The organism is Lentibacillus salicampi, assembly GCF_004565465.1.
Classification (GTDB): Bacteria; Bacillota; Bacilli; order Bacillales; family Amphibacillaceae; genus Lentibacillus; species Lentibacillus salicampi.
On sequence record NZ_SRHY01000030.1, the window covers coordinates 26092 to 40613 of the forward strand.

Here is a 14522-nt window from a genome sequence, read left to right on the forward strand (position 1 = left end):
TGGTGACTTCAGCGTGCCTCAGGACGGGGGCGTTCCTGGCAGAAGATCCCCTATCGATACCTGACTTTTTGAACAACCTCTTATCATTCGGTCTATTTTCATTTTCCCTTACCTGTGCTTATTCATCCGCGGCAAAATAATCCGGTAATGCCAGCGAGTTGCACGTTTTTAACAAGCTGCTCCGTGTGTGGCAGTGATTCAAAAACATGGCGCGTTGGACACGCACGTTACATATAATCCGTTCGATTGAAAAGATTCCCGACTTCTTTAACAACGGGCGAAATCTGCTGAACCGTATCAGCTACTTGTCCGGCCGCTGTCAACATTTTATCAAGGTCAAATTCACCGTTAGGATCCTGAAAATAATACAACAGATTGCTTGGCTTTGGCGGTTGGGAAAATGTAGTGTCCGTATAGGGATCAGTTTTCCAGTTTATCGGCTGCTTCGGTTTCGAATACACGTCAAAAGCTGTAGGATAATGTGCTATAGAACCCGTATTGATTGAATGAGGTCTCTCGAGGTTAACATTGGCTGGACTGCTGCGATACGATGGCCGAAAAGAATAGCGCGTTCTCGACATAAACACACACCTCTTTTGGATGGTCTTTCGTTATCCTATGCAAGACACCTCAACATGTGTGAAATACCCATTCCATCCCTCATGACCAATCAAATGAGGTGTGCGAATGGTAATGATTCGATATACCCAGTGCGTGTTTAATTTTATTAATTTGTGTGCCCAAAACAACTTTTTTATCCACGAATGTCGCAGGTGTGCCAAATATCCCCTCTTCCTGAAGTTCATCTAAATATTTCCGATGCTTTGTCACATTACGCTCACTGTAGTTAATATCGGATTGATTTAATTGCTCCAGCAGTTTCTCACACTGCAGACTGTTTTCGCTAGTGTATACGATCACTTCTTGTTCGTTCAATCTTGATCTCCCCCCTCATTCTACCTGCACATGATTAATCAGGCTGTTGACATATACCCGCTATGTAACAACTTAAACACGTTTTTTACAAAACCATTACATAAAATTTTTCCAGCAATCGCTACTAAGAAAAGCGCGGGGCGCCTTGCTCCCCCCCGAAAAGCTTAAGCAAGAATTTGCAGTGGCGGGTTTGGCCACGTAAAATGATTGCTTAAGACCTCGAGGGGGGGTAGGCGCTGGCCGGCTAAGTTCGGCACGTCCTGTGCCAACGCCGGCACTAGTACGTCCTGTACGTCGAAGCTGGGTATGGCTATTACTGCCAAAGAGCTTAATATAGCCGAAATTTTTTCCATTCTTATCTTTGAACAAAAAAAGCAAACCTTCCTTGCAACAAAAGGTTTGCTTTTTGTTCGTATTCTCCAAAGGGCAGAGATCATCACACGTTCGGAGATGTTTTCACCATTCGGATATGTTTCGGTAAAATGGTTATGTCAGACGGGGTGGTTCCATCGACTTCTCCATCCATATCAACAGCTTTTTCATCGACAGTCGATACCTTTACCGATGCTGCTTGAAAATGGGTCAATTCGGTTAACTGTTGTGGATTGGTATCGGGCCTGTTCATCGACAGCAATTCTCGAAATGAGGCCAAAGTGGAATTCTTGATGACAAGCACATCAAGTTTTCCGTCATTCGCGGCGACTGTCGGCAGGGGCAGTTCCCGTGTTCCGATAAATCGTCCATTGAGTACAAGAATTAAAACGCCTTCTCCATCATACCGTTCACCATCAGCAACAATTTCATAGGTAAAAGGTGCTGCCTGATTAACCGTTCGCAATGTACTCATAAAATAACTTAGAACACCCAGGCTTTTCTTTTGTTCCTCGTCAATATTTAATGATGTTTCCGACACAAGGCCAATACCCCAAAAATTCAAGAAATATTTACCCTGCGCTCGGCCGAGGTCCACATCAACCACTTCACCTGTTGCAATTGCCTGTGCTGCCTGGTACAAGTTCTGCGGTATGTTTAATAATCTGCTGAAATCATTACACGTGCCTCCCGGTAAAACGGCAATCACCGGCCGCTGGTCTAACGGTGCAATGCTATTGATGCATTCATGGAGCGTACCGTCTCCTCCAAGAATAATCATGATATCGACGTGTGCAGCGTATTTCGTGACAGTGTTTTTGGCGTCATAGATGGACGCTGTCTGAACAACCGTCAGCTGTTTAATCACCGTTGCAAGAACCGGTAATGTTTGGGAAAGCTTTTGTTCGATATTTTCGTTCCCGGCAGTGCCGTTATATATAAACAATCCATTCTCATATTTCAATTGAATCACCCTCTGATAGCACTACCCATTTTTATACCCCATTTTAAACACAATGGAACATGGTTAAAAAAGGAAACCGTATTATAAAATAACCCCCTCAGGGGCAGTGTGAACTGCACAGTTTGAGGGGGAATGTCAGCAAACCGGTCGATTATTTTTCGTCATCTTTATCGTCGTCGCTGTCGTCCTGGTCATGGTCATTTTCGTCTTCATTCTCGTTGTCATCATGATTATCATCGTCGTTATCACTGTCGATCTCCATCACCAGAATATCACCGGTATAGGCATCAATTTCGATGTCGGCTTCTTTGTTTTTGGATATCATCCCGATTTCATAATATAAACGATTGTCATCCTCATCCAATTCCATTTCCACAATCGTGCCGGAAAACGCACCCTGTGCGATCTTTTCTGCCTCTCCCGTACTGATGACAGCCGACTTTGATGGCTTGTTATGAGCACTGTTTCCACTTTGGTTTAATTCCATCTGGTCCGTATTGTCTTTATTGGAATCACTTTTGTCCCCACCATCAGCATCGTTGCGCGCTTTTTTGTCGTCATTTTGCTTGGTATCATTTTTGTTGGCGTCCGTTTCACCGGACTTTTTCTGGTCCTCTACACTGTTCTGTTCATTGTTATGTTTGCCGGAAAATTTCTTTTCCAATTCTAAAACCTCACCTGTATCCCCATCCATTTTTATCTCGTATTCTGTTCCATTATCGTGGATTTCTGCCTCGTATACAGCCCGGTTTCCGCTTTGTTCCAACTCCAGCTCGGTAATGTCACCCGGATACTGCGATGTCATTAATTCCCTGATTTCCTGTTCGCCCAGTTTGGGTGACACCTCGGATGCACTTGACTGTAACATCCCCAACCCCATCGCAGAAATACTAAGAATGACAGCTAATACGATACCGACTTTTCTTTTCATTTTGAGTGCCTCCTCGTTCGATTTCTGATCCTATCGTAACTTGCGCATATGAAAAGACACTGTGAAGCCCATTAGAATTTGATGAGAAAGCCATTAACTTTCATGAGACACCGGAAGCGTCAGCGTAAAGGTGGATCCTGCTCCCTTTTCGCTTGAAACAGTAAGTGTGCCGTTGTGCACCCTGACGATTGTTTTGGCAATGGACAGCCCGAGCCCGGTGCCGCCTGTTTCCCTGCTTCTTGATTGGTCAATCCGGTAGAAACGGTCGAAAATCTTTTCTTGTTCTGATTCAGGGATTCCCGGTCCCTTGTCCTGGACAGCGACCTCAACATACCCGCCATCACGCTTAACAGACAGTTTCACAGTGTTCTGGCTGTATTTGACCGCATTATCCATCAAGATATAGACAACCTGCTGCAATTGGTCATCACTTCCATTGACTTGAACGTTATCCGCAGTTGCATTGAAGACAATATCCCTGTGATAGGCTCCTTCAAATGTTTCTGCTGCTGATCGGCATAGTTCAACGATATTAAATGGTTTATAGTCTTCCCCGTCCTTAAGTTTGGCCAGCAGCAGCATTTGTTCCACAAGTTTCTGCATTCGGTCTGCCTGTGATTCAATGGCTTCCGTTGATTCTTCCAATAACTCCGGGTTATCGGCCCCACGGCGTTTCATCAGCTGAGAATAGCTTTTGACAATCGATATCGGTGTTTTCAATTCATGAGAAGCGTCTGACACAAACATCTCCTGTTTTTCAAAATTCTCCCGTAAATAATCGATCATCCGGTTAAATGTGATTTTCATTTCATACAATTCATCGTTTGACGCATCAGCCTCACTGATTTTTTTCCAATTGCCATAGGCGGTATTTTCCTTCATGGCCGCAGTTAGTTCCTTGACGGGTCTTGTTATGAACCGGGATAAAAAGACACCCGCCGCAATGGTTGGAATCAACATAATCAGTGACGCGACAACCAAAACATAAACAAGCGTTTCCATGGTTGACGCATGACCTGTCAGGTGTTTATAAACCTGCAGTGTCACAACATTGCCGTCCTCCCAGATAATTGGTTTGGCTACGGTTGCAAAGTCAGGCTGGTCCTTCATGTTGATAATAGAACGTGTTTCCGACGTCACATAGTTTGCCGGAAGATCTGTATAATCCGCCTTCATCACTTGCGCGGAGAACGAGCCACTTTCGCCAATGACCCGGATCATGCCTTCTGTTGGCAAAAAGGCTTCGAGCAATTCTCTCTTCGGAATATCCGGGTTGCGGTTCAGCGTCTCAGCGATTTCATTTGTTTGCGTGCTCAAATCAGCCAATTCCCTGTCCAATGATATCGTATGAAACAAATAATAGATGGATGTATTCACAAGCAAAATCAGCACAAGCATGAATAGACTGGAAAATAGGCGAATTTTTACAGAAAGCTTCATGAAGCATGTTCCTTTATCGTATAGCCAACGCCACGGACGGTTTGAATGTAAGGCTGATCAAATGGCTTATCGACCTTCTGGCGTAAATACCGGATATAGACATCAACCACATTGGTGTCCCCGAAGTAGTCAAATCCCCAGACATGTTCTATCAGCTGATCCCTGGTTAGCACGAGATTTTTATTTTGCAACAGATAGACAAGCAGATCGAATTCCCGCGGCGTCAGCTCAATTGGCTGGGAGGCACGGCGCACTTCCCGGGCTTCAACATCAACGGCCAAATCACCGACCCCCAATTCTTCATGCTCGTCTGACGTTTTACGCGGCTGGCGAAGATGAACCCTGACCCTGGCGAGCAATTCCTCAATTTGAAACGGCTTCGTAATGTAGTCATTGGCACCCTGATCAAGACCATTCACTTTATCATAAACCTCGTCCCGTGCTGTCAGTAAAATGATCGGTGTAGACTCGTCAAATCGCCTCACCCGACGCAGAACTTCCATCCCACTCAGTTCCGGCAGCATAATATCCAGAAGTACCAAATCCCATGTTTGATCGGTCAGAAGATCCAATGCGGTTCTCCCATTATCAGCCACAGTTGTCCGGTAATTTTCATAATCCAGTTCGAGCTGCAGCACCCGACTTAGTTTTTGTTCATCCTCGACAACCAGTATATCCGGTTTTTTCATGGTCACATCACCCGTTCCTTAAACTTTTGTAGTTACTATACCAGATATTGATTGAAAAGTGGATGGATTGACCGATTCAAGTCAGCGAAATTGTGACAGTTTGGGCGGAAAAACTGTGAGCTTGGGCCGATTTTGTGACAACTTGGGCCAAATTACTGTGAGCTTGGGCCGACTTTGTGACAACTTAAGCCAAACCGATGTCAAACAAGTGCAAATACTTCCCATAACGTCTATTTAAAAGTAAGATGGCGGTAGGAGGAGATCATATGCTTGCTATTGATCATATTGTCATTGCCGCCAAAGATCCGGAACAAGCGGCAAGGGATTTCGGAAAAGAATATGATATACAAATTACGGAAGGAGGCAGGCACGCCAACTGGGGTACATACAACTACCTTGCCTATTTCCGCAATGACTGCTATATCGAATGGCTTGGCATTTTTGACGAAACAACCGCAGCCAGATCCGATAATCCGTTAATTCATCTGCTCTTCCGGGAACTCGCGGAAGGTCATGAAGGGGCGATCCAATTTGCACTAAGGACTAACCAGATGGATGATGCGATTCAACATCTGCGGAAACTTGATATGCCATTCACCGGCCCTGTACGGGGTAGTCGCCAACTTCCGGATGGCAGCCTGTTAGAATGGCGAATGCTTTTCCCGGAAACGAATTGGGAGGTGCTGCCCTTTATGATTGAATGGAACAAAGGGAAAAATACACCACAGGACCCTAATCTGATTAATGACAAGACGATTTCACTGACTACGCACCTTACAGACCCTGGCATGCTTTCATCCATTTATCAATTGAATGTGAATGACGGGATAGTTCGGCTCGATAATGCAGAGTTGACCCTTTCAGGTGAATTGAACGTTTCGGTTGAATAGGACTCAAAAACAACGCGGCAAAGCACTCCGGGATGAACCATGGTCCGAAAGTAAACGTGCCATCAATAAACTACATGACCTTGGCATCAAACAAACATTCATGCTAATACAGATGACCACGAGCAAACAGCCAAAGCCTTAAAAGATGACTTGAAGTTGACGGATGTTAAAGCAGGGCTGCTCCCGAAAGATAAATTGCAGTTCATTAAAGCACAGGACAATGGCAACATTGCCATGATCGGGGACGGTATCAATGATACACCCGCTTTAGCCGCTTCCAAAGTTGGGATTGCCATGGGCTCTGCCGGAACAGATAGCGCATTGGAAACCGCCGACGTTGCCTTAATGGGAGATGACTTGAACAACTGCCGTATACTGTCAGGCTAAGCCGTAAAGCATTGCGTATCATCAAACAAAATATTAGTTTTGCAATCGGCATAAAAATCCTGGCGCTTCTGCTCGTCATTCCCGGCTGCTGACCCTCTGGATTGCCGTCTTTGCCGAGATGGGGGCGACACTGCTGGTGACATTGAACGCATTGCGGCTGATGAAGGCAAAATAAGAGCGTGTTCCAAACGGAGGCGCTCTTACGTTCATGAGAGCATCGAGTAAATAACATCGAAATGAACATCTTACAGGCACCACATTCTAAATGTCTTTAAGTGCGTGTTCAAAAAGGAGGATGAAAAGGACCAGGAAGTTCGAGGCAGCGCAGCTTTGAGCAACGGAATGTATGCCTTTAGATACATGAGTAGCGGAAAAGCAAGCTAACGAAGAAATTCGATGTGTCATTTTCACCGGACTTTTTGAACAACCTCTTTAAGAAGTTTTGGACAAAGGTTTCAGCTTATTGTTCTGACTTTTTGTAATGCGGTTCATGATGATTAACAGAAGAATACCCGAAACAATTGTCATCGGTTCAGAGATCATGACAACAACTGCATCCACTTGATAATCACGGACCGTTTCAAATGAAGACGATGCATTCGTGCTTGAAATGATATTCCCAAGTATAAATAGCACCCACCAAATTGGCAATAACCGGGGAGGCTTTTGCCCTTTCCAATTTGGTGTATCTGCATAAATCGAAGCCAGATAGGTTTCTTTCATAACCACATACGGTTTAACTAAGTTTGCAAACGGTATAAAGTACCAGCCGACTGTCCATCCCGGCGAATGCATCAGACCTTGGATATCCGCAGCAAGCATGTTTTTGTACGAACGATTCAACCACATGAGAAAAGCAATTACAAACCCGATAAAAGCCAGGACCCATAACATATTAGCCATGCTCTGAAACAGAACAACAAGTGCTGTCGCATCTGTCATGACTGAGTAAGGGGCATTGCCCTCAAGACCAGCAAGCATTGAGGATTGAATAATGCTGCTGATGAACGAGACTGTCGACATGGCCAGAAGAGTAATCATGAAAACAATGGCAGTCGTTTTTCTTGGCCCCGCTGTTTGGTAATTTTGCATTAGCAACCATCTCCTTTCAAAATTACAAATTAAGGATATTATGCCAAATATCCGACTGTAATCCCTTTATTTGAAACCCCTTTTAAATATGAATATTCTGATTAATTAGTTGGTTTCTCTGCGACGATAGAGTAAATTTTGAGAAAAAATAAAGGAATCACCCTCAAAAATAAGGGTGACTAAATGTTATTATGCCAATTGTTGATGCAGAAATTCGCTGACTGATTCGGGTGTCTTCGTATCGGCACTGTGCTGATGGGCGAGTTTTTCCCCATCCTTAAAAATCAGGATGCTTGGAATGCCCATTACCTCATATTTCCGGGCAATCCCTTCCACTTCATCGCTGTTGATTTCGTACCATTCGTAGTTTTCAAATTCATCCATGACATCCCCGATAAACATATCCATGCGTTTGCAGTCCGGGCACCAATCAGCAAAAAACTTCACGATAACCGGCTCATCTGACTGGATGATGTCGTTGAATTGTCCTTCTGTATCAATATGCTTCATTGTGAATCCCCCCTTTAGTTCAACTGCCTTCATTGTAACTGTTCCACAGCTCCATGTCTTTTAGTTTGTTTATCCCCTGATAACGAACTGTGGTCGCCAATACGGTGATGGACTGGTTCTAAGTCCGTTGCTGTTTAACGAATAGTCACCCGACTAAACCACTCCCGCTTCATGAAGTATCGCTTTACTTATATTCGACTTTTCCAAGTAAATAAGCCGCAGCCAACCCCAGTGCAAATGTAACAATACTTAACAGTACCAGTGAGCCTTCCACTGGCCAACCCGGAAACACGACAAAAACAGAGCCGATCACCATTCCGATAATAACCGCAAACGTTCCCGTATAATAGTTATTTAAAAAGAAATGAACGATTTTACTCATCACGACAATACCAATCACAATTCCTACACCAGTGATGGCAATAATATCAAGCTGCAAATCACTAACCGCAGTCATGACGGTCTGATAAACACCAAGGATCAGCAACATAAACGAGCCGCTGATACCCGGCAGCACCAACGCACTGCTGGCGATAATCCCTGAAAAAAACAGCAGGATGTAAGTGGAGGTCGTCACATTTTCAATGACTGCCCCTTCACTGGCCTGAAGGAATCCCAAAGAGCCTACAAGTGCAGCACCTATTAATAGCATCAAAATATGTTTAGCCTGGAACTTACTTTTCGCATCAGCTTTATGGAACAAATAAGGCAACACACCTAGGATAAGTCCCAAAAAGAAAAATTTTGTCGGTCCCGGATAATGTTCAAACAGCCACTTAATCACATTTGCCAGTAAAAAGATTGACGTTACGATTCCGATCCCAAGCGGTATTAAAAATCCCAATTGTTTTTTCCAATCCTTACTCATAAGGCCATTAATGGCAGCAATCAGCCGGTCATAAATCCCGAGCAGAACAGCAATGGTCCCTCCGCTAACGCCCGGAATGACATCGCTCGCTCCCATTACCAAACCACGATAAATATTTTTCCATTCCATTATTCGAAATCTCCCTTGTCCAGCCTCTGTACAATCATAAGAACATCATATCAAAATTATGCTTGCAAATCACTTGTGAATTTTATATACTGCAGTTAGGCTATTTTGTTATACAAGATAGCTATCATAAGATTTGGTATCTTGCATGACAAGGCAGGTTGAAAAGATGACACTTCGAAGTCAGTTACTGAAGGGTATTCTCGAGGGCTGTATTTTATCCATCATCAGCCGGCAGCCAACTTACGGCTATGAGCTTTCCGTCAAACTACAGGAATTCGGACTGAACGATGTCAGTGAAGGATCCATCTACCCGATTTTGTTGCGGCTACAGAAGGAAAATCTAATTCAGGGGGAAATGAAAAAATCCGATACCGGACCCAAACGAAAATATTATGCGTTAACCAACGAAGGACACGAAGCACTGAAGCAATTCATTTATCATTGGCGAACGATCAAAGCGCCGGTGGACACGATTATCGGGGAAGGAGGTAATATACGATGAACACAAAAGATCTGATCCAGCTTAACAATGAAAAGCGTGAGCAATTAACCGGGACGAATAAGGAATACTATGGCGATATGCTTGTGTATATACGGACAAACTTTAATAAATCCGAACGCTATACGGAAGAAGTGCTGCTTGAGTTACTGGAGCACTTACTTCAGGCACAGGCGGAGGGACGAACGGCCAGGGACGTATTTGGCGATGATCCAAAGGCATATTGTCAGGAAGTCATTGGAGAAATCCCTTCAGAGAAAAAAACCAACCGCCTCTCATTTATTTTATATATTGTGATGAATCTTATTGGCCACGTCAGTTTAACAGTCGGCATTGTCGGGTTAGCCTTATATTACTTTTTTAACCTCGGAAACGGGAACATCTCATTTCCCCTTGGTTCCGGAATAGTGATTATACTTATCGACCTATTCCTGTTAGCGTTATTTGTTTTGATAATTTTCAAGAGGATCAAAAGCTCCACATTCAAGAATAAGCAGCCAAAAAAGTGGATTGAATTTCTGCAGCTATGGGTATTGTGTACATTGTTCATCGGTCTGACACTGCTTGCCCCGTGGTTCATGCCGGATTTCGGAGCTAACATGCATATTTCCTTTCCAGTTTTCATCCTGGCCGGTGCTGTCTTTTACATCGTTTCCTTTGTCATGAATAAGAAGATGCGGCTGATCAATTAAGAAAAGCGCAGGGCGCCTTGTTCACCCCGAAAAGCTTAAGCTGTAGTGGCGGGTCTTGCCATGTAAAATGATTGCTTAAGGCCTCGAGGGGGTAGGCGCTGGCCGGCTAAGTTCGGCACGTCCTGTGCCAACGCCGGCACTAGTACGTCCTGTACGTCGAAGCTGGACATGGCTATTGCTGACAAAGAGCTTCATATAGCCAAAAATTTTATACTTCTTATTTTTTAAAAATACCCCACCCAGCATTTATTGCAGGGTGGGCCGCCATTTCTCCTACTTCTCAATAAACTCCAATTCCGGCATCCACTGTGACATGTGATCTTTCATTTCCTGGTAATGCTTTCGGGAATCTGCCAGTTCATCGTCCGTTAATTGATACATCGGAGCAACTTCATAATTTGCCGAGTTCCGGAATTTCACAAATGTTGGCATGAATTTTGGCGCCTTCACTTCGATCGTTTCCTCTGCCCCTTCAGTTGATTTTTCAATCGTAAATTTAAAGATCCCGCCGATCCGTCGATAAAACTCATCCTGGCCGGACAGAAAATTTCCGAGCGAATAAGCAACAAGTGTCTGATGTCCATCTTTTCCGCGAACCCAGTCTATCGGCTGCAGAACATGCGGGTGATGGCCTAATACAACGTCTACACCTTTATCCGCCGCAAATTGGACAAGGTCTTTTTGTTCTGTACTTGGCATGCGCTCATACTGATTGCCGTAATGCAGACTTAAAATGACCGCATCTGCCTGCTGTTTGGCCTCCTTAATCCGTTCACCCATGATTTCCCGATCAATCAAATTCACCAAATAATCTTTTCCACCCGGAACCGGGATACCATTTGTTCCATAGGTATACGCCAAAAACGCTACCGAGATGCCTTCATCCGTGTGATAAACACGTAATTGATTTCTGTCTTTCTTGCTCTTATAAGCTCCTGTATACATCATATCAATGTTTTCCCAGTGATCAATGGCGCTCATGATGGCTTCTTCTCCACCATCCAATGTATGGTTATTAGCAAGTGACACCACGTCTACCCCGGCGTCTTTTAAAGCATCTCCCACGGCATATGGGCTGTTGAAGGCCGGATAGGTAGACAAGCCCAGCTCTTCGCCACCGATCATCGTTTCCTGATTGGCAATCGTAATGGTCGTATCATTCAAATACGGCTTCACCCGCTCCAGCATCGGCATGAAATTAAATCCGCCATCAGCGGTACGCGCATCTTCATAGACCCTCTTATGTATCAGCATGTCACCAATGGCGGAAAGGGTAATCTCCTGTTCCGTCACTTCAGGATCCTGCCGTTCCTCTTTGTTTTCAGATTCTGTCGCTTCTTGCTGATCCGTTTCTTTATCCGGTTTTGACGGCTGTTTCGGTTCATCACTGGTACAAGCTGCCATAACGGCAATAACACTAAATGTCAGCAATAACCGGACGAATTGGTCCCGTTTCATACATCTTGCTCCTTAGTCATTTTTTCCTATCGTAACATGACAGCGAGCAAAAAACGACGAAAAATGAAGTGCTGGTATTTTCCTCTACAACTATAATCGAAGCCAAAGTCCAAAAAGGGACACAGGAAATTTTAAAATTGATGCCCCTTTTTTCGGACTCCATACGATTATAGTTATGAAGGATGGTGAAAAAATTCAATGTTCAGGATTTTGTAATGGTTCATGTTTAACACGATTCAGGCAGGGAAAAGACTAATAGATTCTATTAATAGAAAGGACATCTTACTATGCCAAAAACACAATATCAGCCGACAAAGGACAAACAGCTGACAGACGCCCAGGAAGTCCATTTTACAAAAGATTTTAAGCAGGCGGACATTGCCGGCGGATACCGGGGGCCAAAAGTCAGAGACGCAAAACGTGATAACCCTGAACTGAAAAAATAAATATATGATTCGGATTTACCGAATGTGCGGCCGCTTGCAAATTTGTCAGAGCGGTTTCCTTTCCACGACAGAAGAAAAGCTGCCGCCAGCGAGTTGCGCTCATATAGAAAAATAATCCACCAAAGCTGCTAATTATCAAGGGTGGATTTTTTTTGCTTAGCGGATCCTCACAGACATAGTCAGCCTCTATTTCTCAACGCTAATATTCCCGTTATCAGTTGTTAATTTTATTCGATTATCCCCGTTTCCAACGACAGTGTTCCAGTTAGAACTTCCAAAAACAGTCGCACTGCCATTATCCGTATTTATGTCAAAAATTGCATTTGTCGGTTCCTTTTCCGTTTCAATTTTAATGTTTCCATTATTGGATTTCAATGTTATTGGGCGATCCAGATTATTTGTTTTAAGATAAATTTTCCCGTTGTTTACTTCCCCATTAATTTTACCCTCTACATTTTCAAGAGAAATTTTTCCATTATCCCCCTTGGCATTTATTGTGGTTGCAGTTATATTTTTCATTTCAATCAGCCCATTATCCAGATCCGTTTCGATATGCTTAATGTTTAATTGTTCTGCATGGGCACTTCCATTATCCATATCAATCTCTAATGATTCGTATACTTTTTCGGGCAAATAGACGCTTAATGTTAAGGATGTTCCAATGAAATCAAAAAAGTTGAACAACTTTTGATGCTCATCCACTAATTCGATGGACAATATACCCTCTTCAACCTCAACATTCATCCGTGTTTTTATATTCCCGTTCCTTCTGCCCGATAATTCCACTTTTGCTTTATCTTCATCTGATGAAATAAGCTCTACTCCCTGGTTATCTGCACTAATTTCAATATCAGTAATAGCTTTATTATCAATGACTTTCTCTTCCGAAACAGGGACAGTATCATTTATATTAAATGTAAAAAAACTCCCGATAACGCCAACTAATAGAAGAACAAATGCAGCAATGGATAATTTCTTGATACTACTCATGCTTTAAGCCTCCCTTCACGAGTGAAACGTTGTATTTTAAATAGCGTACAAATTGTTTTGTCAATGCTTTTGTTGCGAAAAACATACCAATTGCAATAAACAGTCCAATACCACAAAGCAGGGATGAAAAAAAGAAATCAAACCATTCGAATGTTGCCGGATATATGACCACATTGACTAGAACCATTAATGGCGATGCAATAAATGCAACTCCAATAACCCATCCCGCAAATACCATGGCCAGTAACGCTACAAATGGCCCAAACACGATTACAAAATTAAAGAATCCCAACCCAATTACAGCCCAGACTGCACGGAATATATCCCCCGTCGACTTCGTTGCCTTCACTTTTTCAATGTGATAATTAGCCAGTAATTCTTTTGCAATCTGCTTAGGTGACCCAAGTGAATCAGCGATTTGTTCTTCTGTTTTCCCCTCTGCCAGACCAATGGAAAAATGCTCCTGAAAATCCTGTATGATATCTTCTTGTTCTTGTTGAGAGAGTTTTTTCAATCCATTTTCCAGGCTCTTCAGGAATTGCTCTTTATGCATGGTCAACACCTTCCTTTATGATTTGATTCACGCCATTTGAAAATTGCTTCCACTCATCGTGAAGGACGTGAAGGTAATCGCTGCCTTTATCCGTGAGCCTGTAATATTTTCGTGAAGGGCCCTCTTTTGACTCCTGCAAATAGGTTGTTAAGTACGCCTCTTTTTTCAATCTCCTGAGCAGCGGATAGACAGATCCTTCAGAAATGACGATCTGATCCGAGACTTTTTGAACAATTTCATATCCGTAACGATCCTGCTTATTCAGTAATGCAAGGACACATAGCTCTAAAGCACCTTTTTTAAACTGTATGTTCATTCGGTTGTACACCTCATTTTCACTACTGTTCATTAAACAGTACTATAATAGAAAAGTACCTTGCAGTAAGTAATGTATCATATACTACTGTTCATTGCAAGGTACTGTATAGTTTTGTATGTGTCAATCTTTTCTCGATGTGGTTGTCACACCAATATATTTGGCACTCTATTTTTGTACACGTTTTCCGGCTACCGCGCTGTCGCTTGGTGGCCTGCATGTTTTCGTCACGTTCCAAAACCCGGAACCTGACAAAAACATGCAGGGTATTACCTAAAACTCTTCATCAAGTTTCCTATCGCTGATGAATGGGCTGTATATAAACTGATGGAACCTTCTTTTGCGCCAATCGATGGGCGT

Annotated in this window: 17 protein-coding genes and 1 pseudogene; 5 read left to right on the plus strand and 13 right to left on the minus strand. The window is 43.3% G+C overall.

Translation table 11 applies throughout. From position 1 onward, the window contains the following. Positions 1–227: 227 nt before the first annotated feature. From E4U82_RS14375 to E4U82_RS14400, 6 genes are all read right to left on the minus strand, one after another. The gene (locus E4U82_RS14375; RefSeq protein ID WP_135110853.1) at positions 228–581 is read right to left on the minus strand and encodes a YppG family protein; all 354 of its coding nucleotides are present in this window, start codon (positions 579–581) and stop codon (positions 228–230) included. 79 nt (positions 582–660) lie between these two features. After that, positions 661–936, minus strand: a complete 276-nt coding sequence (locus E4U82_RS14380) for a glutaredoxin family protein (protein WP_135110854.1) — start codon at positions 934–936, stop codon at positions 661–663. A 436-nt stretch (positions 937–1372) separates the two neighbouring features. Continuing rightward, positions 1373–2272 carry a YegS/Rv2252/BmrU family lipid kinase gene (locus E4U82_RS14385; protein ID WP_135110855.1) on the minus strand — a complete coding sequence of 300 codons (900 nt, stop codon included), beginning with the start codon at positions 2270–2272 and terminating at the stop codon, positions 1373–1375. A gap of 151 nt (positions 2273–2423) precedes the next feature. Further along, positions 2424–3203, minus strand: coding sequence for a PepSY domain-containing protein (locus tag E4U82_RS14390; protein ID WP_135110856.1), 780 nt, complete (start codon positions 3201–3203; stop codon positions 2424–2426). 93 nt (positions 3204–3296) lie between these two features. After that, positions 3297–4643: a HAMP domain-containing sensor histidine kinase gene (locus tag E4U82_RS14395; RefSeq protein WP_135110857.1), complete on the minus strand. Its 1347-nt coding sequence runs from the start codon at positions 4641–4643 to the stop codon at positions 3297–3299. Continuing rightward, positions 4640–5332: a response regulator transcription factor gene (locus E4U82_RS14400; RefSeq protein WP_135110858.1), complete on the minus strand. Its 693-nt coding sequence runs from the start codon at positions 5330–5332 to the stop codon at positions 4640–4642. Before E4U82_RS14400 ends, E4U82_RS14395 begins: the two co-directional genes overlap by 4 nt. Positions 5333–5598: 266 nt before the next feature. Between E4U82_RS14400 and E4U82_RS14405 the strand changes: the two genes are divergently transcribed. Together E4U82_RS14405 and E4U82_RS14410 are read left to right on the plus strand one after the other, a co-directional pair. Then, positions 5599–6222, plus strand: a complete 624-nt coding sequence (locus E4U82_RS14405; RefSeq protein WP_167751437.1) for a VOC family protein — start codon at positions 5599–5601, stop codon at positions 6220–6222. A 22-nt stretch (positions 6223–6244) separates the two neighbouring features. Next, positions 6245–6784: pseudogene (locus E4U82_RS14410) on the plus strand (HAD-IC family P-type ATPase); the annotation flags it as partial. Between the two features lie 257 nt (positions 6785–7041). Here the strand turns inward: E4U82_RS14410 and E4U82_RS14415 are convergent. The 3 genes from E4U82_RS14415 to E4U82_RS14425 all read right to left on the minus strand — a co-directional run bounded on the left by E4U82_RS14415 (position 7042) and on the right by E4U82_RS14425 (position 9208). Next, complete coding sequence (locus tag E4U82_RS14415) at positions 7042–7701, minus strand: DUF4328 domain-containing protein (protein WP_135110860.1); 660 nt, start codon at positions 7699–7701, stop codon at positions 7042–7044. A 189-nt stretch (positions 7702–7890) separates the two neighbouring features. Then, positions 7891–8211 carry a thioredoxin family protein gene (locus E4U82_RS14420; RefSeq protein WP_135110861.1) on the minus strand — a complete coding sequence of 107 codons (321 nt, stop codon included), beginning with the start codon at positions 8209–8211 and terminating at the stop codon, positions 7891–7893. A 184-nt stretch (positions 8212–8395) separates the two neighbouring features. Further along, positions 8396–9208 (minus strand): DUF368 domain-containing protein, encoded by an 813-nt coding sequence (locus E4U82_RS14425; protein WP_135110862.1) that lies wholly within the window; start codon positions 9206–9208, stop codon positions 8396–8398. 166 nt (positions 9209–9374) lie between these two features. On the opposite strand from E4U82_RS14425, the gene E4U82_RS14430 reads away from it, so the two are divergent. Together E4U82_RS14430 and E4U82_RS14435 are read left to right on the plus strand one after the other, a co-directional pair. Further along, on the plus strand, positions 9375–9710 hold the full coding sequence (locus tag E4U82_RS14430) for a PadR family transcriptional regulator (RefSeq protein WP_135110863.1): 336 nt from the start codon (positions 9375–9377) through the stop codon (positions 9708–9710). Then, positions 9707–10399 (plus strand): DUF1129 family protein, encoded by a 693-nt coding sequence (locus E4U82_RS14435; RefSeq protein ID WP_135110864.1) that lies wholly within the window; start codon positions 9707–9709, stop codon positions 10397–10399. Before E4U82_RS14430 ends, E4U82_RS14435 begins: the two co-directional genes overlap by 4 nt. Positions 10400–10672: 273 nt before the next feature. On the opposite strand, the gene E4U82_RS14440 is transcribed toward E4U82_RS14435, so the two are convergent. Then, positions 10673–11857, minus strand: a complete 1185-nt coding sequence (locus tag E4U82_RS14440; RefSeq protein ID WP_135110865.1) for a CapA family protein — start codon at positions 11855–11857, stop codon at positions 10673–10675. Between the two features lie 287 nt (positions 11858–12144). Between E4U82_RS14440 and E4U82_RS14445 the strand changes: the two genes are divergently transcribed. Beyond that, a complete protein-coding gene (locus tag E4U82_RS14445; protein WP_135110866.1) occupies positions 12145–12303 on the plus strand; it encodes a YfhE family protein in 159 nt (52 codons plus the stop codon). 186 nt (positions 12304–12489) lie between these two features. On the opposite strand, the gene E4U82_RS14450 is transcribed toward E4U82_RS14445, so the two are convergent. The 3 genes from E4U82_RS14450 to E4U82_RS14460 are packed head-to-tail and all read right to left on the minus strand — an operon-like array spanning position 12490 to position 14162. Next, complete coding sequence (locus E4U82_RS14450) at positions 12490–13293, minus strand: DUF4097 family beta strand repeat-containing protein (RefSeq protein WP_135110867.1); 804 nt, start codon at positions 13291–13293, stop codon at positions 12490–12492. Further along, the gene (locus E4U82_RS14455) at positions 13286–13846 is read right to left on the minus strand and encodes a DUF1700 domain-containing protein (protein ID WP_135110868.1); all 561 of its coding nucleotides are present in this window, start codon (positions 13844–13846) and stop codon (positions 13286–13288) included. The genes E4U82_RS14450 and E4U82_RS14455 overlap by 8 nt, the downstream gene beginning before the upstream one ends. After that, a complete protein-coding gene (locus E4U82_RS14460) occupies positions 13839–14162 on the minus strand; it encodes a PadR family transcriptional regulator (protein ID WP_135110869.1) in 324 nt (107 codons plus the stop codon). The genes E4U82_RS14455 and E4U82_RS14460 overlap by 8 nt, the downstream gene beginning before the upstream one ends. Positions 14163–14522: the final 360 nt, after the last annotated feature.

Coding starts and splice junctions, on each gene's coding strand:
- E4U82_RS14425 (WP_135110862.1), bottom strand. CDS start 9,208: ATGGAATGGAAAAATATTTATCGTGGTTTGGTAATGGGAGCGAGCGAT.
- E4U82_RS14435 (WP_135110864.1), top strand. CDS start 9,707: ATGAACACAAAAGATCTGATCCAGCTTAACAATGAAAAGCGTGAGCAA.
- E4U82_RS14375 (WP_135110853.1), bottom strand. CDS start 581: ATGTCGAGAACGCGCTATTCTTTTCGGCCATCGTATCGCAGCAGTCCA.
- E4U82_RS14450 (WP_135110867.1), bottom strand. CDS start 13,293: ATGAGTAGTATCAAGAAATTATCCATTGCTGCATTTGTTCTTCTATTA.
- E4U82_RS14400 (WP_135110858.1), bottom strand. CDS start 5,332: ATGAAAAAACCGGATATACTGGTTGTCGAGGATGAACAAAAACTAAGT.
- E4U82_RS14455 (WP_135110868.1), bottom strand. CDS start 13,846: ATGCATAAAGAGCAATTCCTGAAGAGCCTGGAAAATGGATTGAAAAAA.
- E4U82_RS14390 (WP_135110856.1), bottom strand. CDS start 3,203: ATGAAAAGAAAAGTCGGTATCGTATTAGCTGTCATTCTTAGTATTTCT.
- E4U82_RS14405 (WP_167751437.1), top strand. CDS start 5,599: ATGCTTGCTATTGATCATATTGTCATTGCCGCCAAAGATCCGGAACAA.
- E4U82_RS14445 (WP_135110866.1), top strand. CDS start 12,145: ATGCCAAAAACACAATATCAGCCGACAAAGGACAAACAGCTGACAGAC.
- E4U82_RS14415 (WP_135110860.1), bottom strand. CDS start 7,701: ATGCAAAATTACCAAACAGCGGGGCCAAGAAAAACGACTGCCATTGTT.
- E4U82_RS14460 (WP_135110869.1), bottom strand. CDS start 14,162: ATGAACATACAGTTTAAAAAAGGTGCTTTAGAGCTATGTGTCCTTGCA.
- E4U82_RS14440 (WP_135110865.1), bottom strand. CDS start 11,857: ATGAAACGGGACCAATTCGTCCGGTTATTGCTGACATTTAGTGTTATT.
- E4U82_RS14430 (WP_135110863.1), top strand. CDS start 9,375: ATGACACTTCGAAGTCAGTTACTGAAGGGTATTCTCGAGGGCTGTATT.
- E4U82_RS14420 (WP_135110861.1), bottom strand. CDS start 8,211: ATGAAGCATATTGATACAGAAGGACAATTCAACGACATCATCCAGTCA.
- E4U82_RS14395 (WP_135110857.1), bottom strand. CDS start 4,643: ATGAAGCTTTCTGTAAAAATTCGCCTATTTTCCAGTCTATTCATGCTT.